This window comes from Paenibacillus cisolokensis (assembly GCF_018403665.1).
Lineage (GTDB): Bacteria > Bacillota > Bacilli > Paenibacillales > Paenibacillaceae > Paenibacillus_AH > Paenibacillus_AH cisolokensis.
In genome coordinates this window covers 22,686-43,595 of record NZ_BOVJ01000088.1, presented here as the reverse complement: position 1 = coordinate 43,595, position 20,910 = coordinate 22,686, and the positions used below count along the sequence as shown (strand labels likewise).

The following is a 20,910-nucleotide window of genomic DNA, read 5'->3' as shown; positions in this document are numbered from 1 at the left end:
ACAATTATACGGACTCAACTCCGTTCGTTAAATTAAAAATAATAACCAAGTACAGTTGAGAGATAGGAGATTATACCTATGAATCTTAACACTTCGAAAACAATATAAACCACTTTCATTCCCATATAGTCAAATTAGGTCTTTTGTTGTAAAATAATGTAGTCTGGAAGTCCTAGCAAATACCTCAGCCGATGGGGAATTAATTCGGAGGAACTGGTATGTGGTACTGGATACTTTGGGCAATTTTAGCAGTCTGGACATTCTTCGACGCAAGGAAACGGAAAAACAATGCGATTGGTTGGACAATAGGCGTTTTTGATCGGTCCGATCGCGTTACCGATTTATTTCGCAAAACGGAATTTAAAAGATAAAGAAATTAGGGAAGGCGGCACCGCCTGGAACGTTCTTAAAAACTTTGCGCTTTTTGGACTTTAACGATGGCCGTCATTATCGTTGCAGGCATGATGAGCGCAGGAGAAGTTATCGATGACGCTACTAATGGCGCGGAGCAAGCCGGAGCGATAATCGGTGCCGGTCTAGGTGTTACCATGTTGATCGTAATTTGGTTTATCATCATGGTTATTGCATTGATACTGGGATTCTTCTTAAAAAAATCAAGCATTGTGGAAAAAGGCCCTACCGGCCAGCTTGCAGCACAACAACCCGTTACGCCATAAATCAATCCCCGCCCGGCCACAATGGCCAAGCGGGGATTCGTTTATACGCACTTGAACTAAACGGTACTCGATTTAGTTCCGTTCAGCCCTTGATACGCCTGAGTCTATCTTATCCGATGCTGCCTTCCATCTCGAACTTGATGAGACGGTTCATCTCGACCGCGTATTCCATCGGCAGTTCCTTCGTAAACGGCTCGATGAAGCCCATGACGATCATCTGGGTCGCTTCCGCTTCCGAAAGGCCGCGGCTCATCAGGTAGAACAGCTGATCCTCGGACACTTTGGACACCGTCGCCTCATGCTCGAGCGTAATGTTGTCGTTCATAATTTCGTTGTACGGGATCGTATCCGATGTCGATTGGTTGTCGAGAATGAGCGTATCGCATTTCACGTTCGCTTTCGATCCTTCGGCGTTCCGCCCGAACGAGGCGAGACCGCGATAGGTCACCTTGCCGCCGTGCTTGCTGATCGACTTGGAGACGATCGTCGATGTCGTATCGGGCGCGAGATGGAGCATTTTCGCCCCCGCGTCCTGGTGCTGGCCTTTGCCGGCAACCGCGATCGACAGCACCATCCCTTTGGCGCCGCGGCCTTTCAACACGACAGCAGGGTATTTCATCGTCAGCTTAGAACCGATATTGCCGTCGACCCATTCCATCGTCGCGTTCTCTTCCGCCACCGCACGTTTCGTAACGAGATTGTAAATGTTCGGCGCCCAGTTCTGAATCGTCGTATAACGGACGCGGGCGTTTTTCTTGGCGATAATTTCAACGACCGCGCTGTGCAGCGAGTTGGTGCTGTATATCGGCGCGGTGCAGCCTTCAACGTAATGCACGAAGCTGTCCTCGTCGGCGATGATCAACGTCCGTTCGAATTGGCCCATGTTTTCCGAATTGATCCGGAAGTAAGCCTGCAGCGGAATTTCGCATTTGACGCCTTTCGGCACATAGATGAAGCTGCCGCCGGACCATACCGCGCTGTTCAGCGCTGCAAACTTGTTGTCGGCAGGCGGTACGACCGTGCCGAAATATTCTTTGAAGATGTCCGGATGCTCCCGCAGCGCCGTGTCCGTATCCATGAAGATGACGCCCTGCTTGGCGAGATCTTCCTGCATGCTGTGATAAACGACTTCGGACTCGTACTGCGCCGAGACGCCGGCGAGAAATTTCTGTTCCGCCTCCGGAATGCCCAGCTTGTCGAACGTTTCCTTAATTTCGGCGGGCACTTCCTCCCACGTTTTGCCTTGCTTTTCCGACGGCTTGACATAATATTGAATATCGTTGAAGTCCAGGTCGTCGAGATTGCCGCCCCAGCGCGGCAGCGGCATTTTATTGAACTGCTCCAGCGATTTCAGCCGGAAATTCAGCATCCACTCGGGTTCGTTCTTCATTTCGGAAATCGTGCGGACAACTTCCGGCGTCAACCCTTTGCCGGTCTGAAAGACCGCTTTATGCTCATCGCGGAAGCCATATTTGTACTCTTCCAATTCGGGCATCTTCTTAGCCATGGTCTAACGCCTCCCTTTCTTCAATTCATGCGTCCTTGCTCAACGCCTTTGCGCAACGCGTTCCAGGCCAGCGTCGCGCATTTGATGCGCGCCGGAAATTTGTTGACTCCGGACAGTGCCTCGATGTCTTCGTATTCCTCGAACTCAACCTCTTCTCCTTTCATCAGGGAAGAGAATCGTTCGGCCAATGCCAGCGCCTCGTCCAACGTTCGTCCTTTGACGGCCTCCGTCATCATCGATGCCGAAGACATGCTGATCGAGCAGCCTTCTCCGGTAAATTTCGCCAGCTTTACCTTCCCGTCCTGCACCTGCAGCTGAAGCGAAATCCGGTCGCCGCAAGTCGGGTTGTTCAGATTGACCGTTACGGCCTCGTCTTCCATTGTACCCCGATTACGCGGGTTTTTATAGTGATCCATAATGACCCGTCGGTACAAATCATCCAATTGCATCGCCGAAGAACTCCTTTGCCCGGAGCAGGCCTTCGGCCAACCGGTCGATATCCCGCTCCGTGTTGTACAAATAAAAACTTGCCCGCGCTGTCGCCGTAACATTCAACCAGCGCATCAGCGGCTGGCAGCAATGATGGCCGGCGCGGATGGCGATGCCCTCGGCATCGAGCACCGTCGCCACATCGTGCGGATGAATGTCGCCGAGGTTGAAGGTGACAAGACCGGTGCGATTGTGCTGCGGACCGTAAATCGTCACGCCTTCGATCGCCGACAGCCGTTCGTACGCATAATGCGCCAGCTTCTCGTTATGAGCGTTAATTTCGTCCAGCCCGATTTGTTCCAGAAAGTCGATAGCCGCCGCCAGTCCGACGGCGCCGGCGATAATCGGAGTGCCGCCCTCGAACCGCGCCGGCACATCTTTCCATGTCGATTCGTACAAATCGACATGATCGATCATCTCGCCGCCGAACTCGATCGGCTCCATCGATTCCAGCAACGCCTTTCTGCCGTATAGCGCGCCGATGCCTGTCGGACCGCACATCTTGTGCCCGGAGAAAGCGAAGAAATCGCAGTCCAGCTCCTGCACGTCGATCCGCCTATGCGGCGTGCTCTGCGCGCCGTCCACGACGAGAACGGCGCCGTTGCGATGGGCGACAGCGGCAATTTCCTTGACCGGATTCACGACGCCCAGCACGTTCGAGACATGGGCCACCGAGACGATCTTCGTCCGCTCCGTAACCGTCGCTTCCACATCCGCAATCGCAATGGTGCCGTCCGGCTGAAGCGGAATATATTTAAGCTTGGCTCCGGCGGCTTTGGCCGCCTGCTGCCAAGGAATGAGATTGCTATGGTGTTCCATCGGCGTAATGACGATCTCGTCGCCTTCCCGAAGAACGGACCGGGCGTAGCTGGCGGCAACGAGGTTCAGCGCGGTCGTCGTGCCGCGGGTGAAAACAATTTCTTCGCTGCTTGCGGCGCCGACGAACCGGGCCGTTTTCTCCCTGGCTCCCTCGTACGCGTCCGTCGCCCGCGCTCCGAGCGTATGAACGCCGCGGTGAACGTTGGCATGATCGTTTTCGTAGTAACGGACGATCGCCTCGATGACGGAACGGGGCTTCTGGGAAGAAGCCGCGCTATCCAGATAGACGAGCGGATGACCGTTGATTTCCTGCTTCAATATCGGGAACTGCGTGCGGATCTCCTCGGCGTTCATACGATCAGCTTCCTTTCAAGCAGCCGCTGCAGCTGGCTCCTTACGGCTTCCATCGGCACTTCGGATACGACCGGCGCCAAAAAGCCGTAATGATAAGACGTTCCGCCTCCTCCTTGGAGATGCCGCGGGACATCATATAATATACCTGATCGGCGTTGACTTGCCCTACGCTTGCCGCATGGCCGGCCTTGACGTCGTCTTCGTCGATCAGCAGAATCGGATTCGCGTCGCCGCGCGCTTTCGGGCTGAGCATGAGCACTTTCTCGGTCTGCTCGCCGTTGGCTTTCGTGGCGCCTTTCTCGATCTTCGTCACGCCGTTGATAATCGCCGTCGCTTCGTCTTTCATGACGGCCCGGGTCACCATGGAGCTTGTCGAGCTGCGGCCGATATGCACCGCGCGGGTGGTGAGGCTCATCCGCTGCTGGCCGAGACCGATGCTGATCACTTTGGCATCCGAGGAAGAGCCCTGTCCTTGCAGCAGCGACTGCGTCTCGGTCAGCGTATTGCCGTCGTGCAGATCGCCGATAATCCATTCGATCCGTCCGTCCTGCTCCACAATCGCGCGGCGATTCGTCATATCGATGCCTTGATCGCTCATATGATGAACGGAAGCGACACGCACGCGCGCGCCCGGTTTGACGAACGCCTCGATAACGGAATGGTGGATGAACGGCGCCGCGCCGCCTTCGCCCGGCGTAATAGCATAGTCGACGTAAGTGACGCTGCTGCCCTTTTCGGCCACGATCACGATATGGGGCGCGAACGACGCTTCCGCGTCGTCACGGAAGTAGATGGCCTGAAGCGGCAATTCGACTTCGACATTTTTCGGTACATAAACGAACGCCCCGCCGTTCCATAGCGCAGCATGGAGCGCGTTCAGCCGGTTTTCAAACGGATCGACCGCCTGAAACAGATACGGCTTCACCAGATCGGCATGCTCCCGGCAAGCCGTTTCCAGGTCGGTGAAAATAACGCCTTTCGACTTCAACTCCTCGGCCTCGCGCACATAAGCCGCTCCCGAGTTGCGTTGCACGAGCAGGGCGCCGCCTTCGGCGGGAACGAGCTCGCGCACCTCAGCGGGCAATTCGCCGAGCCGCGCAATCCGAGACGTCTGCTTGTAAACGCCGAATGCATCCAGATTCCAGCGATCGAGGCGCGTCTTTTCCGGCTTCGGCCACTCCAGTTCCCCTGCCCGTTCTGCGGCCTCGGCGCGAAGCTGCGCGACCCAATCCGGCTCGTTCTTCTCCCGGGACAACGTTTCGGCCAGGCCGCGGTTGATCGGAGTCGTCAATTGAATACTCATCAGGTTCATCGCTCCTTTCGTTACGCTTGGCCTACCGTTTCGTCCACGATGCCGAGCTCTTCCTTAACCCAGTCGTAGCCTTCATCCTCCAGCCGTTGGGCAAGCTCCGGGCCGCCCGACTTGACGATTCTGCCCTGCATCATGACGTGCACGTAATCCGGGGTAATATAATTGAGCAAACGCTGATAGTGCGTAATAATGAGAAAACCGCGGTCTTCCGAGCGCATCGAGTTGACGCCGGCCGCGACGATTTTGAGCGCGTCGATATCGAGACCCGAGTCGATTTCGTCCAGAATGGCGATTTTCGGCTCCAGCATCATCATTTGCAAAATTTCGTTCCGCTTCTTCTCGCCGCCGGAAAATCCTTCATTCAAATAACGATGAGCGAACTCGGTGTTCATTTCCAGTTCCTTCATCTTGCTTTCCATTTGGCGGATAAACTTGATCAGCGAAATTTCGTTTCCTTCTTCGCGGCGCGCATTGATGGCGCTGCGGAGAAAGTCGGAATTCGTAACGCCCGGAATTTCGCTCGGGTACTGCATGGCCAGAAACAGACCGGCACGCGCCCGCTCGTCCACTTCCATCTCCAGCAAATTTTCGCCGTCGAGCAGCGCCGTGCCGGCAGTTACCTCATATTTCGGGTGCCCCATAAGCGCGGAAGCCAGCGTACTTTTGCCGGTACCGTTCGGCCCCATAATGGCGTGAATTTCCCCGCCTTTGATTTCGAGGTCGATGCCTTTCAATATTTCTTTATCTTCGATGGCCGCTCTCAGACCTTCGATTTTGAAATGTGTCGCCATACTCCGAATGCTCCTTCCAAAATTCGATACTTCCAGGCTTCGCGTCGCATGGCGCAAGCGCAAGCCCAAGAGTGATTTTCAGTGATTCTCAATAATTATTTTATTATAATGTTTGTTATAAAGCAATGAGAAAACCATGATCGGGCTTTCCGCGGAGACGATAGCCCGCATCGTATGCGCATTTTGCCAGCCTGAAAATTTATTCCATATTAGGATGCGCCAATTGCAGGTATTCCATGCCGCAATATTATTCTATATACTTAGTAAAGGCTCCATCAAGCCGCAAACATCGCATGAGAGGATGCTGCGACATGACGACCGGTTACGCCGGGCTGCAGTCCGTCATCTGGGCGGACGATAGACTCGATCTGCTCGACCAACGGCTGCTGCCGGAGGAAATTGTTTATTTGCCGCTGACCACCGTCGAGGAAGTGTGGGAAGCGATCCGCCATTTGAAAGTCAGGGGCGCCCCCGCTATCGGAATAACCGCCGCTTACGGCGTCGTGCTGGCAAGCCGGGACGAACGGGGCGGCGTATCCGACTGGCTGGCGCGCGTATTGAAAGCGGCCGAATATTTGGCCACCTCGCGTCCGACGGCGGTCAACCTGTTCTGGGCGCTGGAGCGGATGAGCGCCAAGGCGAAGACATTGGCGGAAAGCGGCCGCGATCTGGAGACGTGCAAGCGCGAGCTGCTCGAAGAAGCCGTCGCCATTCAGCGCGAAGACGAGGAGACTTGCCGGCTGATCGGCGAGCATGCGCTGACGCTCTTGAAAGACGGAATGGGCGTACTGACGCACTGCAACGCCGGCGGACTGGCGACCGCCAAATACGGCACTGCTCTTGCTCCCATCTATCTCGCCAAGGAGCGGGGGATCGATATCCGGGTATTCGCCGACGAAACCCGGCCGGTGCTGCAGGGCGCCCGTTTGACCGCGTTCGAGCTTCAGCAAGCCGGGGTGGACGTCACCCTGATTTGCGACAATATGGCCGGCATGGTCATGTCCAAAGGCTGGGTTGACGCGGTTATCGTCGGGACCGACCGGGTGGCCGCCAACGGCGACGTCGCGAACAAAATCGGCACCTACAGCGTCGCGGTGCTGGCCAAGGCGCACGGCATTCCGTTCTATGTCGCCTGCCCGCTGTCGACCATCGATCTCGGAACGCCGACAGGCGCCGAAATTCCCATTGAGGAGCGCAGCGCCGAGGAAGTGACCGAAGGGTTCGGCAAACGAACGGCACCGCGGGGCGTCAAAGTTTTCAATCCCGCCTTCGACGTCACGCCCGCGGAATATGTAACGGCAATCATTACCGAGAAAGGCATTGTGCGTGCGCCGTTCTCCGAAAACTTGAAAAAGCTGTTCTCCACCTGACGGAAAAACCGTTCAACGCGAACGGAACCTATATTTAGCGGAAAAGGCCGGTTCCCTGCGGGAAGCCGGCCTTTTCCGCCCCCCGGCGGGCGGATCGCCGAACAGGCGAGAGAACGGCTTCGCATTCCGCAAGGACGAAAAACCGCTGTCACGCCATTAAATGCAGCGCTTCGTAACCTTTCATTCCCGGCGCGATGCCCCGCGCTTCCGCCGCAAGCGTCACCGATTCGAGGGGCGCTTCAAACAATTCGTCAAGCGTTTTCACCCCGACCGCTCTCCCCGCCACAATGCCGCGGTCTTTCAGCCGCTCGTTCAACAGCGCCACATCCAGAGCCCCGCACATAATGTATCCGTTTTCTGTCGTCCAGACCAGAAGTGTCGTTTTCGGCAGCTTGACTTCCACTCCCAGCACTGTCCGGCCGTTGTCCAATGCGCGGGGAACCATTCTCATCATAGGCTCCTCCTCCTTGTGCGGCCGCATGCCGAAGCGCCGTATGCGGTATGCGCAGCCGCTTATTCACTATATGCGCTTCGGCATTTTCGGTCAGGTACAAGCGCCCTCGGACGACGATTTCCATCCCTGCAGGCGCGATAGAGACACGTTCGAAAGTCTTAAATTTTATACCCGAAATAGGACTATATGATTAGTTCTTTTGGTGGTATATTAGTATCTGTGAAAAATGCAACGACCGAAAGGAAGTGAACGGCTGCAGGCTCTCCGTTAAGCGCGAAACGCGGCGGGAACCTGAACCATACCGAAATGAAGCGACAACATTCCAAAAACAAAACAGCCTATTTGTTCAATGTCGATATTCTCGTCGAAGGCGAGACGAATGCGGTCGCGCTCGAGAAGCTGCTGAACGTGCTGAACGGGGGAAACTTCCCTGACTACCGAATCGTGTCCGGGCTGGAAATGGGGACTCTCATCGCGAATATGCGCGAGTCGGTAGCGGAATTCCGCCCCATTCCGGTAAAGGCGGCAGCAGGCAATCCCGCGCCGCCGTCCGGCGGGACGCAAGCGGCGAAAACGAAAACGGACGCCGATCAAAGCCGCGACCCGAACGGCGATCCGTCGATCAACGAACGGATTCGCCGCTGCATCGAGGCAAAACGTCTTATACGCTTGAGTGTGAACAAAGGTTACGGCATCCGCCTGAGCATTCCGTGCCGGATTCTAAACTTCGATGAAACCGCCCAGCTTCTGACCGTCTACCATGTCGACGAGAAGCAGGTATACGCGTTCAACCTGTACGAAATCGACGAATTTTCGGAATGAACGACTAGCCGCCGTCACCCGCTTGTATAAGGACCGGATGCCTCTTTCCCGAGCATCTCGGCAATTTTATCGCCAGGTACGGGCGGGCTGCGGAAAAACCCTTGCATTTCGTCGCATCGATGCCTTTTCAAAAAACGGACCTGATCTTCCGTTTCGACGCCTTCGGCGATCACCTGAAGGTTCAGATTGTGGGCCATGGCGATAATCGCCGCGACGATTTCCGCATTTCCGGGATCATGCATAATGTCGCGAACGAACGACCGGTCGATTTTCAGACGATCGATCGGAAATTTCCTCAAATATAGAAAAGAGCTGTAGCCCGTTCCGAAATCGTCGACGCTGATGCCAACCCCAAGTCGGGCCAATTCCGACAAATGGCGCGAAACGTCGGCGGTATCCATGGCAACCGATTCGGTAATTTCCAGATCGAGATAGCGGGCGGGAAGGCCTGTGCCTTTCAGCACCGCCGCCACTTTGCCCGGCAAATTCTGGTGCATGAACTGGCGCAGCGACAAATTGACCGACACCGGAATAGCGGGAAGACCGGAATCCTGCCACGCTTTATTTTGCCGGCATGCTTCCTCCAGCACCCAATCGCCAAGCTGAACGATCATACCGCTGTCTTCGGCAAGCGGTATGAATTCTTTCGGCTGCACGAGGCCCCGCTCCGGGTGCTCCCAGCGAACAAGCGCTTCCACCCCGACCATCCGGCCGCTGTTGATCCGGTACTGCGGCTGATAGTGCAGCACGAACTCCCGGTTCCGAATCGCGCGGAACAGCTCATGCTGCAGCTTGAGACGCTCGCGCGCCGAATTGTCCCATTTGTCGGAGTAGACAAGCCCGCAATTGCGGCCGCTGTCCTTCGCCTTGACGAGCGCCGTCTCCGCTTGCCGGATGATCGCACCCGCATTCTGATTCGAATCGCGGTTCGTCGCAATGCCGATACTGGCGGTTACATGAAGCGGAAACCCCTGCACTTCGAACGGCTCTTCCAGCCGTTTGAGCAGCTCTTTGGCCCGCCGGAGCAATTCTTCTTCCGATCCCGCATCTGTAACGAGCAGCGCGAACTCGTCGCCTTCCATCCGGGCGACCGAATGATGTTCGTGCCGGCCGCACAGCAGACGCTCGGCAATCTGGAGAAGCAGCATATCCCCAACTTCCCGGCCGAACGACGTATTGACCAGCTTGAACCGGTCGATGTTGACATAATAGACGCCGACCAGACCGCCGAACGCGGCCGATTCGTTCATCGCCTCGTCCAATTTGTCCATAAACATTCTGCGGTTAGGCAATCCGGTCATGTCGTCGTAATAAGCCATATAACGGATGCGTTCGATCTGGCGTTTCCGTTCGCTGGCATCCATCCCGACCATGACGGTCCCGATCGTTCGTTCCCCGTCCTGTATCGGAATACATTCGATATCCCATTCGAGCGGGTATCCTTCCCGATGCATCATCCGGATTTGAAAATATTTCACGCCTTCCTCGGCTTTCTCCGTATTGCCGACCTCCTGAACGGTGCAATCAGCAAAATTTTCCAACGGATTGTCGAGCAAATCGTTCTTGCGGTAGCCGAGCAAATGGACGGCTCCCTCGCTGACGTCAATGATTTTGCCTTCGGAATCGAGCAGAATGAAGGGGGTTTTATGGCTGCGTAAAATCGTGCGCATGACATGGTCGGAAAGGGGCGGGAAATCGGAACGCGGATGAAGCGGAACGGAAGCGAACCGGCTACGGCGCAGCATGAGGATGCAAGCGGCAAGCGAAATAGCCGTCACGCTTGAGGAAAGAGCTACGGCGGCTTTGGCCGGCAGCGCGAATGCGGCGGCGCCGACCGAAAGCAACGCCGCCGATGCGGCAAAGGCAAAGGTATCCGGAACGAGACGTTGATGTTTGTCATTTTTCAACCGATCGGGCTGTTTCTTCATCCTCAGTCCTCCCCACTCGCTCTAAAGCCTAAAAGCATATGCGGACAAGTTTCATTATAGAGGAAGAGACCTGATCGGGACAGACATTTTTTAATCGTTACGCGGAGTTCCGCTTCTGCGAACCCCAGGCGGCCGCTGCCGTCAAAGCCCAGGCCGCAATAAAGGCGACGCCGCCAATCGGCGTAATGATGCCCAGTTTGCTGAAGCCGGTCAGCGACAGGACGTAGAGGCTGCCGGAAAACAGAATAATGCCGGCGTGCATCAGGCGGCCGGCGAGCAGCAAACGCCGCGGTTCGTTCAGTTTGCCGGCCAGCAATGACAGCAGAAAAAGCCCGATCGCATGATACATCTGATAGCGCACGCCTGTTTCGAACACGGCCAGATAATCCGCACTCAGCTTGTCTTCCAGACCGTGCGCGGCGAACGCGCCGAGCGCCACCGCAAGCAATGCGTGAATGGCCCCGTATGCCGCATACCGGGGAAACATCATCGTCTTCACATCCTCCTGTACGTTGTAGTCGGTCACATTATAGCACAACGCGGCGGAGGCCCCAATGAACAGACGGTTACAAATTCGTGTACGAGCCGCTTACTTCAGCGCATCGCGCTTGGCGAGCGAGGACGCCGCCTTTAACGCGATCTCGATTTCCCGCTCAACCGCACGGGAAACCGCGTCCGTATGCGGATCGTATTCCGCGGCCAGATCGCTGTCGGCAAATCCGTCAACGGCCAGTATCGCGCCGGCCCGCGCTCCGCGAAGCGAGGAAACGACGTAGAGGGCGGCGATTTCCATTTCCACCGCAAGGATGCCGGCCTGCTTGTACGTTTTATGAGGCAGTTCAAGAACGCCGGTAAAGAAGGCATCGTAGCATACGGTCATCCCTTTGCGCACCGCTCCGTCGCCGGGCACTTCCCGCGCGGCTTCGGCAAGAGCGGCGACCACTTCCGCGTCGGCGACGGCGGGAAAGCCTTGCGGCACCAGCTGCTTCGTCAATCCTTCCTCGCGTGCCGCCGCGGTGCTGATCACGAGGCTGCCCGCCGGCAGATCGGCCTGGTAGGAACCGCATGTTCCGACGCGTATGAGCGTCTTGACGCCGGCCCGGATCAGCTCCTCGAAGCAGACCGCCGCTCCCGGCGAGCCGACGCCGTGGCTGACGACCGCCAGCTGCACGCCGTCGTAAGTGCCGACGAACGTCCGGTATTCCCGGGCGAAGGACAGTTCCCGCACAGGTTCAAGCTTCCTCGCGATCGCCTCGGCCCGCCTGGGATCGCCGCAAACGATCGCATAGGGCGGCATATCTTCGGAATGAATTTGCAATATCGGCAAATACACAACATTCCACTCCTTCAAATGAACGATGAATTTCGATCGCCGCCCGCCGGCGGCCGATTGTCAATCGTACTCTTTCTTCTCCCACTCGTCCTCGGGAATCGGCAGCGCCTCGCCGGAAAACCGCTGTTCGCGGAACGGGTCGGCATAATTGTGGAAGCCGCGGACTTCCCAGTATCCGGGACGGTCCTCCCGCATAAATTCGATGCCGCGCAGCCATTTCGGACTTTTCCAGAAATAGAGATGCGGCACGACAAGGCGAAGCGGCCAGCCATGCTTCGGGGTAAGCGGCTTGCCGTCGTACCGGTAGGCGAGCAGCACGTTGTCCCGCATCAGATCGGCGAGCGGCACGTTCGTCTCATAATCGTAATCCGCGTGCAGCATAACGTAACGCGCTTCCGGCTTCACTTTCAGCGTGGCGACAAAATCGCGAAAACGGATGCCTTCCCATACCGTATCGAGCTTGCTCCAGCGGGTGACGCAATGAATGTCCACGGTCACCTTCGTAGATGGCAGCCGCTCAAGCTCCGCGAAGGAAAACGTGCGCTCCTCCTCGACTTCGCCGAATACGCGCAAATCCCATTCGTCCAGATTGTATTCCGGCACTTCCCCTTCGTGCAAAATCGGGAATTTCTCCGTCACAATTTGCCCCGGGGGGACCCGGTCCGACAATTCAGGCGCGACGGGCCCGACTTTCATATTGCGAATGCGGTCGGCTTTGTTCATCGTGCACTACCTCCTGTCCGTTTCGGTCTGTTAACGCGAGCTTCCGGCTTTGCCGGAGGCTTCCTCGAACGTATTTTTGTCCTTGAAGAAGAAAAGCGCGATAAAGGTGACGACATACGGCACCATCATCGTAAATTGCGTCGGCAGCGAAAAGCCTTGCAGCCGGATGCTGAGCGCATCCATCAGACCGAAGAAGACGCTGGCGGCCATCACCCCGAACGGCGTCGACTGGCCGAGCATCATGGCGACGAGCGCGATAAAGCCCCGCCCGGCCGTCATCCCTTCGGTGAACAGCGTCAGCTGGCCGAGCGACAGCTGCGCGCCGGCAAGACCGCACAGCGCGCCGGAGGCCAGCACGGCGGCATACCGGTAGCGGGCAACGCGCATGCCCATGCTTCTCGCCGCGGCCGGATTTTCCCCGATCGCCAGCAGACGGAATCCCGAAACGGTTTTGTACATGTACCAAAACAGAACCACGACAAGCGCGAAGCTTAAAAAGACGATCGGCGAATGTCCCGACAGGATAGGGCCGACAACCGGAATGTCGCGCAGAAGCGGAATGTCCCATTTCGGAAGCCCGACCATATTTTGTCATAAAAGGTGCCTTTTACGCCGAACAAGGCGCGCAGCAAAAACGTCGTCAATCCCAAAGCCAGCATATTCATCGCGATGCCGACGACAATTTCGTTCGCCTGCAGATGGATGCTCAAATAGCCGAACAGCAGCGAATACAGCATGACGCAGAGGATGGCAAACAACACGGCCAGCAGCACGTTGCCGAACATGTAGTTGCCGGCGACCGCGGAGAAAGCGCCGAGCAGCACGAAACCTTCCAGGCCGACATTGAACAGGCCGACCCTCGCGCACAGCATGCCGCCAAGCGCCGCCAGCAAAATCGGCGCGATCATCCGGATCGTCGAATTCAGCAATGACAGGTCAAACAGCTGCTCCATCGGTCGTCCTCCCCTTTCTGCGGCGCTTCAGCCAGCCGATTCCGAGCTTGGCCGAGACGAACAGCACGACGGTCGCCTGAATGACGCTGGCGACTTCGAGCGGCACCTCGGTATTGCGTTCCAGTCCCATAGCCCCCGTCTGCAGGGCAGCCAGCAAAATTGCCGCAAGCGCCGCGCCGATCGGATGCGATCCGGCGATCAGCGCGGCCATCAGCCCGGACCAGGCATAGCCCGGCGTCGTCAAGGCTCCGTCCAAATAACGGTACTGCATGCCGAGCACCTCCGAAACGCCGGCCAGTCCGGCCAGGCAGCCGCTGATGAACAGGCCGGCCACCAGCATCGGCCCCCGCCGGATGCCGCCGTACGCGGCAAACAGCGGATTGCTGCCGATCATGTTGAATTGGTAGCCGTACACCGTATGTTTCATAATGACATAAACGATAACGGTCGCCGCGACAGCCAGCCAGAAACCCGCGTGCAGGCTCGATCCCGCGAACAGCTTCGGCAGCCAGGCGGACGGATCGATCATCTCCGTTTGCGGCAACGCCGCGGAACCGGTATTGTCTTTGAACGGGACGGTGACGAGATAAGCGGCGAAATACGTCGCGATATAATTCATCAGCAGCGTCGAGATGAGCAGATTGATACGAAAACGCGCGTTCAACCAGCCCGCGAACGCCGCCCACAAACCGCCGGCCGCCATGCCGGCGGCAATCGCCGCGACCAGCCGCACAGGGCCCGGCGCCGGCAAATAGAGCGCCGTAAGCGCGGCGGAGATGCCGCCCAGCACCATCTGTCCTTCCGCGCCGAGGTTGAAGAAGCCGGCGCGGAAGGCGAGCGACAGGCCGACGGCGATCAGCAAAATCGGAATCGCCCGGGTCAGGGTGTTCGTAAAATAGTAGAAATTGCCGAATGCGCCCCGCCACAGCTCGATATAAGCCTCCGCGACCGAACCGCCGACCAGCGCGACGGCAACCGCCAAGGCGGCAAGCCCGATCGCGATCGCCGCAAGCGGCTGAACGAGCGCGGACGCCCGCTGTTTCCACACGTTCATGATGCCCCTCCCCCGGCCATCAGCCGGCCGATCTGTTCTTCCGTCGCCGTAAGTCCGTCCACTTCGCCGACAATGCGTCCTTCGAACATGACGAGAATCCGGTCCGACAGCTTCATAATTTCCGACAGCTCCGAAGAAATGAGCAGAACGGCTCCGCCGCTGTTCCGCTTTTCCAGCAGCTTGTCATGAATAAATTCCATGGCGCCGATATCGACGCCCCGGGTCGGCTCGGCGGCAAGGAGAAACGGCGTCTGCTGCGCCATCTCCCGCGCGACGATCAGCTTCTGCAAATTGCCGCCGGACAGATGCTGCGCTTTCTCCTCCAGCGAAGACGTCTTGACGCCGTACTTCCCGATCCACTCCGCGACAAGCGAAGTGATCGTCCGCTTGCGCAGCCAGCCCGAACGGTGCAGCCGCCGGTGATGGCCCATCATCGCATTTTCGCGCACCGAAGCGTCCTTGGCCGCTCCCCACATATAGCGGTCTTCCGGGATATGGGCGAGCCCGGCATCGCGAACCGTTCCCGGCGGCAGACCGGCGATATCGCGGCCGAGCAGCCGGATTTCGCCTTCGTGAACCGGTCCAAGCCCGCTGATCGCCTGAATCAGCTCGGTCTGGCCGTTGCCCGATACGCCCGCGATGCCGACGATTTCACCCGCTTTCACTTCAAAGCTGACGCCGTCCACAAGCGGCTTGCCGGCGCCCTTTACCGTCAGCCCGCTGACCGTCAGCACCGAATTGCCCGGCCGGGAAGCCGACTTCACCGGATCGGCCAGCTCGCGTCCGACCATCAGCTTGGAGATGCCGGCAATCGTCGCATCCTTCTTCTCCAGCGTGCCGGTCACACGCCCGCCGCGGAGCACCGTAATGCGGTCGGCCACCTCCATCACCTCGTGCAGCTTGTGCGTAATGAGCACAATGCTTTTGCCTTGCGACGCCAACATGCGGATCGCCTGGAGCAGCTCCTTCACTTCGAGCGGCGTCAGCACCGCCGTCGGCTCGTCCAATATAATGATATCCGCTCCCTGATACAGCACCTTCAAAATTTCGATGCGCTGCTGCATGCCGACGGAGTAGGCCGACGCCTTGCGCAGCGGATCGAGCGGCATGCCGTACTTTTTGCCGAGCTCCCGCACCCGTTCGGCCGCAGCCGCGCGGTCGAAGCGGATGCCCTTGGACGGTTCGGAGCCGGCGACAACGTTTTCAGCCACCGTAAAGGACGGGAACAGCATAAAATGCTGGTGCACCATCCCGATCCCATTCGCGATCGCGTCGGACGGATTGGCGAACGACACTTCTTTCCCCCGCAGCTTGATCACGCCCGAGGTCGGCCTCTCCATCCCATACAAAATGCGCATCAGCGTCGTTTTGCCGGCTCCGTTCTCGCCTACGACCGCGTGCACTTCGCCGGCGCGAACGTTCAAGTCGACATCGCGGTTGGCGACCAAATCGCCGTATACTTTCGTAATCCGTTCCATTTGAAGCAACATCACTATGCTTTTTCCCCTTTCAGCGGAGAATGCGCCGACCGACTGCGATGCATCGCAGCCGGTCGGCGCTGTCCATTCCGCTTGTCCGTCCGCAGCGAGCGGGCAAGCGCAAACCAATCGTTACATGTCAAATTATTGCTGTTTCAGCGGATCGTTCACCGTCAACTCGCCGGAGACGATTTTATCCTTCAATTCCTTCACTTTGTCGATGTTCTCCTGGCCGATAAACGGATTCAGCGGCGTAGCCGATTCATGCGTCACGTACGTGACGCCGACGCCGTTCTCCTTCAAGCCGTAATCGACGGCAACGCCGGTCTCGAAATTGCCTTCGACGAAAGCTTTGACCGTCTCGTAAGCGGCGGCGTCCGTTCCTTTCAGCTGGGACAAAATGATATGGTCGGGATCGGTGCCGGTGTGGTCCATATCCTGTCCGGAGGTGTAGAAGTTTTCTCCTTCGCCGCCTCGAACACGCCGAAGTCTCCGGCCGCCGACGCGCCGGCGATGAAGTCGGCCCCTTGCGAATGCTGCAGCAGCGCCAGCTCCTTCGCTTTCGCCGGATCGTTGAAGGCGTTGGCGCCGCCGACGTAATTGATGATGAACTTCGCGTCCGGATTCGTCGACTTCAGTCCTTCCTCGAACGGTACGGTATACTTCTTGAGCAGCGGAATGTCGTCCGCCGCCACCATGCCGACCGTGCCCGACTTCGTAATGAGGCCGGCCAGCGCGCCCATCAGATACGACGCTTCATATTCCCGGAATACGACGCTGCGTACGTTCGGCATATCGACCACCGTGTCGATGATCGCGAATTTCTGATCCGGATTTTCCGCCGCAAGCTTCTTCAGCGCGTCTTCCGCCTGGAACGTCGACGTGATGATCAGATCGTATTTGTCGGCTACCGCCGAGCGGAGGTTTTGCTCCAGCGCGTTCGCATCGGTCGATTCGATCGTTTTGACCGTTACGCCGAACTCCTCGCCCGCTTTCCGAAGCCCTTCGTCCATCAGTTGGAAGAACGGGTTGACCCCGATTTTTCCGGCAGAATGAGCGCAATTTTCGTCTCTTTATTTGCATCCGAGCCGTTCCCGCCGGAAGCCCCCTGTTCCTCTTGTGCCTTGCCACCGCCGCATGCCGTCAGAAAGACCGCAAGGGCAATGAATACGAGCCATATTTTTTCATTGTAATCCAATCTCTCCTTGTCTATTATCCTATACTTCATCCTACCGAATACCCGAACATTAGTCAACACGACTTTGTCGAAATAGTTATCATTTTGTCGAATTCCCGAACATTTCGCTCAATAATCGATCTTACGTACCTTTTTCATCAAATCGCCTCCGAAACGTCGTCCCTGCTGCCAAGCGCCTTTGCCGTAAAAGCGAACCATTAAAAACAAAGCATAATAATCGGATATCTCGGTATTATTCTTTCATTCGACATCCTTTTTCTATTATCCTTCCAAAGTCTCAAAACTTTTTTTGCGAGACGGCCGCTACGGGGCGATTTTGTCTCACATAACCGCAAGTGACTTGAATATATTGATTAACAAGCCTGCCATTCTCCGAATTCAGGGCAAGGTATACGGCGAGGAGGTGGATCACAGATGGAGTTTGAGTCCGCAAGACGGCATTCGTTCATCGTTTCTCGCGAGGATTGGTCGCTGCACCGCAAAGGGTATCAGGATCAGGCGCGCCATCAGCAAAAAGTGCGCGAAGCGATCAAGCAAAACCTTCCGGATTTGATATCGGAAGAAAGCATTGTTTTGTCCGACGGCAAGCAAATCATCAAAGTACCGATCCGCAGCCTGGACGAGTATCGCTTCATTTATAACTACAATAAAAGCAAGCATGTCGGACAGGGCGACGGGGACAGCCAGGTCGGAGACGTGCTGGGGGTCGATCCGTCGGCGCGCAAAGGCGGAGCCGGCGAAGGAGCGGGCGATCAGCCGGGCGAAGACGTCGTGGAGGCGGACATCAGTCTGGCCGATCTCGAATCCATGCTGTTCGAGGAGCTGGAGCTGCCCTATCTGCAGCAAAAAGACAAAGATCAGATCGAAATTACCGATATCCGCTTCAACGACATCCGCAAAAAAGGGATCATGTCCAACATTGACAAAAAGCGGACCATCCTTGAAAATTTGCGCCGCAACGCAACGGCCGGACAGCCCGGCATCCACGGCATATCGCCCGACGATCTGCGCTACAAAACGTGGGAGGAAATTGTAAAGCCGCAATCGAACGCCGTCATTCTGGCGATGATGGACACTTCGGGATCGATGGGGTCTTTCGAAAAATATTGCGCGCGCAGCTTCTTCTTCTGGATGACCCGATTTTTAAGGCGGCAGTATGAGAAAGTCGACATCGTGTTTATCGCACACCATACCGAGGCCAAAGAAGTGTCCGAAGAAGAATTTTTACGCGCGGCGAAAGCGGCGGCACGATCTGCTCCTCCGCTTATGTCAAAGCGCTCGAAATTATCGACAGCCGCTATCCGCCGTCGCTTTACAACATCTATCCGTTCCATTTTTCCGACGGCGACAATTTGACCAGCGACAACGAACGGTGCGTCCGGCTGATCAAGGAGATGCTGACGCGGGCCAACATTTTCGGCTATGGCGAAGTAAACCAGTACAACCGCAACAGCACGCTGATGACGGCGTATAAAAACATCAATCTGCCCCGGTTCCTGTATTATGTCATTCGCGAAAAAACGAAGTGTACGCCGCGTTGAAAACATTTTTCAAGAAGCAGCCGGAAGGCGCGGTTTGAACCGAACGCCCGAACGCGAGCGACAGCCGGCAGCCGCAGCAGCCGGGGCCGTTCCCTTTTGGCGATCGCGCAGGAAGCGTGGAAAAGATCATCTAACCGGCGTTCCGCCCGCATATATATAACCTAAAAACGACGTGTGCGAAAGGCGGGAGATGCATGACGCTGCGGAACATGCGGCAGGAGATCGGCCGGCTAGCCGGCGAGCTGATCGCTCTCCAGGCCGATGACGGCTCTTGGCGATTCTGCCTGGATAGCGGCATATCGGGCGACGCTTTCCTCATCGCGCTGCTGCGCGCCCAGAAGTGGGAGGAACCGCAGCTCATGCGGGCGCTGGCCGCCCGGATTGCCGCCCGCCAGGAAGCCGACGGCTCCTGGAAACGATATCCCGACGAGCCGGTCGGCAATTTGGAGGCGACGGTCGAAGGCTACTACGCGCTGCTCTTGTCCGGGCTGCACCATGAACGGGAAGAGCGGCTCGCCCGCGCCAGAGCGTTTATTATCGGCAAAGGCGGCCTCGGACAGGTACGGTCGATGCTGACCCAGGTGCTGCTGGCCGCAACCGGACAGGCGGAATGGCCCGGATCGCTTCGCCTTCCCATCGAGTTTCTGCTCGCCCCTGTCTGGTTCCCGGCCAATCTGTTCGATCTGTCCGGACACGCCAGAGTCCATCTCGTACCGATCATGATGATGGCTTCCCGGCAGTATGCGGCCGGCTCGTCCGATCTCCCCGACCTTTCCTCTCTGTTTCTCGGCGGCAGCCGCAAATTCGAGCACGACGGCGGCTGGCTCGCCCGGCTCATGAAGCTGCTCAGTCATCTTCCGCTCCCCGCTTCCCCGCTGCAGGGCGCGTCCATGCGCAAAGCCGAGACGTTCCTTCTGGAGCGGATCGAACCGGACGGCACGCTGCTTACCTTCCCGACGGCCACCATCTTGATGATGTTCGCCCTGGAAGCCCAGGGCTACGACCGGGAATCGGAAGTGATGAAACGGGCGCTGGCCGGCGTCAAGTCGGTCGTCTGGCACGACGAGCCGGCTGGCGAAGCCCATCTGCAGCTGGCCACGTCGACGCTGTGGGATACGGCGCAGCTCGCCGGGGCGCTGCAGGAAGCCCGCCTGCCGGAAGCGCGCCCCGCGCTGGAACGCGCAGCCGGCTATATCCTGGAACGGCAGCAGTCGTCCTACGGCGACTGGAAGCTGCGCAATCCCGGCGTGAAGCCGGGGGGCTTCGGCTTCTCCGACGTCAACACGCTCTACCCGGACACCGACGACACGGCCGCCGCATTGCGAGCGGTGCGAGCCTCGGCGAATCGGGACCTGGCCCAGCGCGCCCGTTGGCAAGACGGACTCCGCTGGCTGATTACGATGCAGAACGACGACGGCGGCTGGCCGGCCTTCGAGCGGGGCGTCGATCATCCGCTGATCGCATCGGCGATTCCGTTCGAAGGCTCCAAATCGATCGTGCTCGATCCTTCCGAGCCCGATCTTACGGCGCGCGTCGTCGTCTTCCTGTGCCGGACGCCCGGCCTGACCGGCAACCGGGAAGCCGTACAGCGCGCCGTCGATTGGCTGCTCGGCATGCAGAAGCCGGACGGCAGCTGGAAAGGCCGCTGGGGCATCTGCTTCGTCCACGGCACAGCCGCCGTCATTCAAGCGCTGCTGGCGGCCGGCGTGCCGGCCGATCATCAGGCGGTGCGGCTGGCGCTTCGCTGGCTGCTGGACGTCCGCAGCGGCGACGGCGGCTGGGGCGAATCGTGCGCCAGCGACGAAGCGGGCCGGCACGTCGCGCTGCGGGCATCGACACCGACGCAAACGGCATGGGCGCTGGAGGCGCTCATCGAGGCGTACGATCGGCCGATTCCGGAGATCGATGCGGGCATCGAGTGCCTGATCCGGCTGCTGCACGAGAACGACTGGCGGGCATCGTATCCGACAGGCGGCGGCCTTCCCGGCAGTCTGTATCTCCGTTACCATAGCGACAGGTATAGCTGGCCGCTGCTGGCGCTCGCCAAGTACCGCAACAAGTACGGGGATGTGTAATACGGGCCTCTGCCGCCGCATCGGCTGCCGCT

Annotated in this window: 15 protein-coding genes and 4 pseudogenes; 5 read left to right on the top strand and 14 right to left on the bottom strand. The window is 57.9% G+C overall.

The features are described from left to right. The first annotated feature begins 437 nt into the window (after positions 1-437). Positions 438-677: a hypothetical protein gene (locus PACILC2_RS12955; protein WP_213529080.1), complete on the top strand. Its 240-nt coding sequence runs from the start codon at positions 438-440 to the stop codon at positions 675-677. Between the two features lie 109 nt (positions 678-786). Here PACILC2_RS12955 and sufB read toward each other — a convergent pair whose 3' ends face one another. From sufB to sufC, 5 genes and pseudogenes are all read right to left on the bottom strand, one after another. Next, positions 787-2,184, bottom strand: a complete 1,398-nt coding sequence (gene sufB, locus PACILC2_RS12950; RefSeq protein ID WP_062491686.1) for a Fe-S cluster assembly protein SufB — start codon at positions 2,182-2,184, stop codon at positions 787-789. 20 nt (positions 2,185-2,204) lie between these two features. Continuing rightward, a complete protein-coding gene (sufU, locus tag PACILC2_RS12945; protein ID WP_062491684.1) occupies positions 2,205-2,633 on the bottom strand; it encodes a Fe-S cluster assembly sulfur transfer protein SufU in 429 nt (142 codons plus the stop codon). After that, positions 2,620-3,846: a cysteine desulfurase gene (locus tag PACILC2_RS12940; protein WP_213529079.1), complete on the bottom strand. Its 1,227-nt coding sequence runs from the start codon at positions 3,844-3,846 to the stop codon at positions 2,620-2,622. Before PACILC2_RS12940 ends, sufU begins: the two co-directional genes overlap by 14 nt. Continuing rightward, a pseudogene (gene sufD, locus PACILC2_RS12935) lies at positions 3,843-5,149 on the bottom strand (Fe-S cluster assembly protein SufD). Before sufD ends, PACILC2_RS12940 begins: the two are co-directional and overlap by 4 nt. A 20-nt stretch (positions 5,150-5,169) precedes the next feature. Then, positions 5,170-5,949, bottom strand: a complete 780-nt coding sequence (gene sufC, locus PACILC2_RS12930; protein WP_062491679.1) for a Fe-S cluster assembly ATPase SufC — start codon at positions 5,947-5,949, stop codon at positions 5,170-5,172. 311 nt (positions 5,950-6,260) lie between these two features. Between sufC and mtnA the strand changes: the two genes are divergently transcribed. Beyond that, positions 6,261-7,319, top strand: a complete 1,059-nt coding sequence (gene mtnA, locus PACILC2_RS12925; protein WP_213529078.1) for an S-methyl-5-thioribose-1-phosphate isomerase — start codon at positions 6,261-6,263, stop codon at positions 7,317-7,319. A gap of 148 nt (positions 7,320-7,467) precedes the next feature. Here the strand turns inward: mtnA and PACILC2_RS12920 are convergent, their stop codons facing one another. Next, entirely contained in the window at positions 7,468-7,773 is a 306-nt protein-coding gene (locus tag PACILC2_RS12920) for a YunC family protein (RefSeq protein WP_213529077.1), read from the bottom strand. Positions 7,774-8,079: 306 nt separating this feature from the next. Between PACILC2_RS12920 and PACILC2_RS12915 the strand changes: the two genes are divergently transcribed. Then, complete coding sequence (locus PACILC2_RS12915; RefSeq protein WP_213529076.1) at positions 8,080-8,595, top strand: hypothetical protein; 516 nt, start codon at positions 8,080-8,082, stop codon at positions 8,593-8,595. Positions 8,596-8,609: 14 nt separating this feature from the next. Here PACILC2_RS12915 and PACILC2_RS12910 read toward each other — a convergent pair whose 3' ends face one another. From PACILC2_RS12910 to PACILC2_RS12875, 8 genes and pseudogenes are all read right to left on the bottom strand, one after another. Further along, positions 8,610-10,523 (bottom strand): sensor domain-containing protein, encoded by a 1,914-nt coding sequence (locus tag PACILC2_RS12910; RefSeq protein ID WP_213529075.1) that lies wholly within the window; start codon positions 10,521-10,523, stop codon positions 8,610-8,612. A gap of 97 nt (positions 10,524-10,620) precedes the next feature. Beyond that, complete coding sequence (locus tag PACILC2_RS12905) at positions 10,621-11,013, bottom strand: DUF423 domain-containing protein (protein WP_372447124.1); 393 nt, start codon at positions 11,011-11,013, stop codon at positions 10,621-10,623. A gap of 99 nt (positions 11,014-11,112) precedes the next feature. Beyond that, a complete protein-coding gene (locus PACILC2_RS12900) occupies positions 11,113-11,856 on the bottom strand; it encodes a nucleoside phosphorylase (RefSeq protein WP_213529074.1) in 744 nt (247 codons plus the stop codon). 60 nt (positions 11,857-11,916) lie between these two features. Further along, positions 11,917-12,579: a sulfite oxidase-like oxidoreductase gene (locus PACILC2_RS12895; RefSeq protein WP_213529073.1), complete on the bottom strand. Its 663-nt coding sequence runs from the start codon at positions 12,577-12,579 to the stop codon at positions 11,917-11,919. A gap of 30 nt (positions 12,580-12,609) precedes the next feature. After that, positions 12,610-13,532: pseudogene (locus tag PACILC2_RS12890) on the bottom strand (ABC transporter permease). Then, complete coding sequence (locus tag PACILC2_RS12885) at positions 13,516-14,586, bottom strand: ABC transporter permease (protein WP_213529072.1); 1,071 nt, start codon at positions 14,584-14,586, stop codon at positions 13,516-13,518. Before PACILC2_RS12885 ends, PACILC2_RS12890 begins: the two are co-directional and overlap by 17 nt. After that, a complete protein-coding gene (locus PACILC2_RS12880; protein WP_213529082.1) occupies positions 14,583-16,076 on the bottom strand; it encodes an ABC transporter ATP-binding protein in 1,494 nt (497 codons plus the stop codon). Before PACILC2_RS12880 ends, PACILC2_RS12885 begins: the two co-directional genes overlap by 4 nt. 132 nt (positions 16,077-16,208) lie before the next feature. Then, positions 16,209-17,292: pseudogene (locus PACILC2_RS12875) on the bottom strand (BMP family lipoprotein). A 384-nt stretch (positions 17,293-17,676) separates the two neighbouring features. On the opposite strand from PACILC2_RS12875, the pseudogene yhbH reads away from it, so the two are divergent. Further along, positions 17,677-18,841: pseudogene (gene yhbH, locus PACILC2_RS12870) on the top strand (sporulation protein YhbH). Positions 18,842-18,997: 156 nt separating this feature from the next. After that, entirely contained in the window at positions 18,998-20,878 is a 1,881-nt protein-coding gene (locus PACILC2_RS12865) for a terpene cyclase/mutase family protein (protein ID WP_213529071.1), read from the top strand. Positions 20,879-20,910: the final 32 nt, after the last annotated feature.

What these genes read in the sequence shown, in the direction of transcription:
- PACILC2_RS12955 (WP_213529080.1), top strand. Translation starts at nt 438, where the DNA reads ATGGCCGTCATTATCGTTGCAGGCATGATGAGCGCAGGAGAAGTTATC.
- sufB (WP_062491686.1), bottom strand. Translation starts at nt 2,184, where the DNA reads ATGGCTAAGAAGATGCCCGAATTGGAAGAGTACAAATATGGCTTCCGC.
- sufU (WP_062491684.1), bottom strand. Translation starts at nt 2,633, where the DNA reads ATGCAATTGGATGATTTGTACCGACGGGTCATTATGGATCACTATAAA.
- PACILC2_RS12940 (WP_213529079.1), bottom strand. Translation starts at nt 3,846, where the DNA reads ATGAACGCCGAGGAGATCCGCACGCAGTTCCCGATATTGAAGCAGGAA.
- sufC (WP_062491679.1), bottom strand. Translation starts at nt 5,949, where the DNA reads ATGGCGACACATTTCAAAATCGAAGGTCTGAGAGCGGCCATCGAAGAT.
- mtnA (WP_213529078.1), top strand. Translation starts at nt 6,261, where the DNA reads ATGACGACCGGTTACGCCGGGCTGCAGTCCGTCATCTGGGCGGACGAT.
- PACILC2_RS12920 (WP_213529077.1), bottom strand. Translation starts at nt 7,773, where the DNA reads ATGATGAGAATGGTTCCCCGCGCATTGGACAACGGCCGGACAGTGCTG.
- PACILC2_RS12915 (WP_213529076.1), top strand. Translation starts at nt 8,080, where the DNA reads ATGAAGCGACAACATTCCAAAAACAAAACAGCCTATTTGTTCAATGTC.
- PACILC2_RS12910 (WP_213529075.1), bottom strand. Translation starts at nt 10,523, where the DNA reads ATGAAGAAACAGCCCGATCGGTTGAAAAATGACAAACATCAACGTCTC.
- PACILC2_RS12905 (WP_372447124.1), bottom strand. Translation starts at nt 11,013, where the DNA reads ATGATGTTTCCCCGGTATGCGGCATACGGGGCCATTCACGCATTGCTT.
- PACILC2_RS12895 (WP_213529073.1), bottom strand. Translation starts at nt 12,579, where the DNA reads ATGAACAAAGCCGACCGCATTCGCAATATGAAAGTCGGGCCCGTCGCG.
- PACILC2_RS12885 (WP_213529072.1), bottom strand. Translation starts at nt 14,586, where the DNA reads ATGAACGTGTGGAAACAGCGGGCGTCCGCGCTCGTTCAGCCGCTTGCG.
- PACILC2_RS12880 (WP_213529082.1), bottom strand. Translation starts at nt 16,076, where the DNA reads ATGTTGCTTCAAATGGAACGGATTACGAAAGTATACGGCGATTTGGTC.
- PACILC2_RS12865 (WP_213529071.1), top strand. Translation starts at nt 18,998, where the DNA reads ATGACGCTGCGGAACATGCGGCAGGAGATCGGCCGGCTAGCCGGCGAG.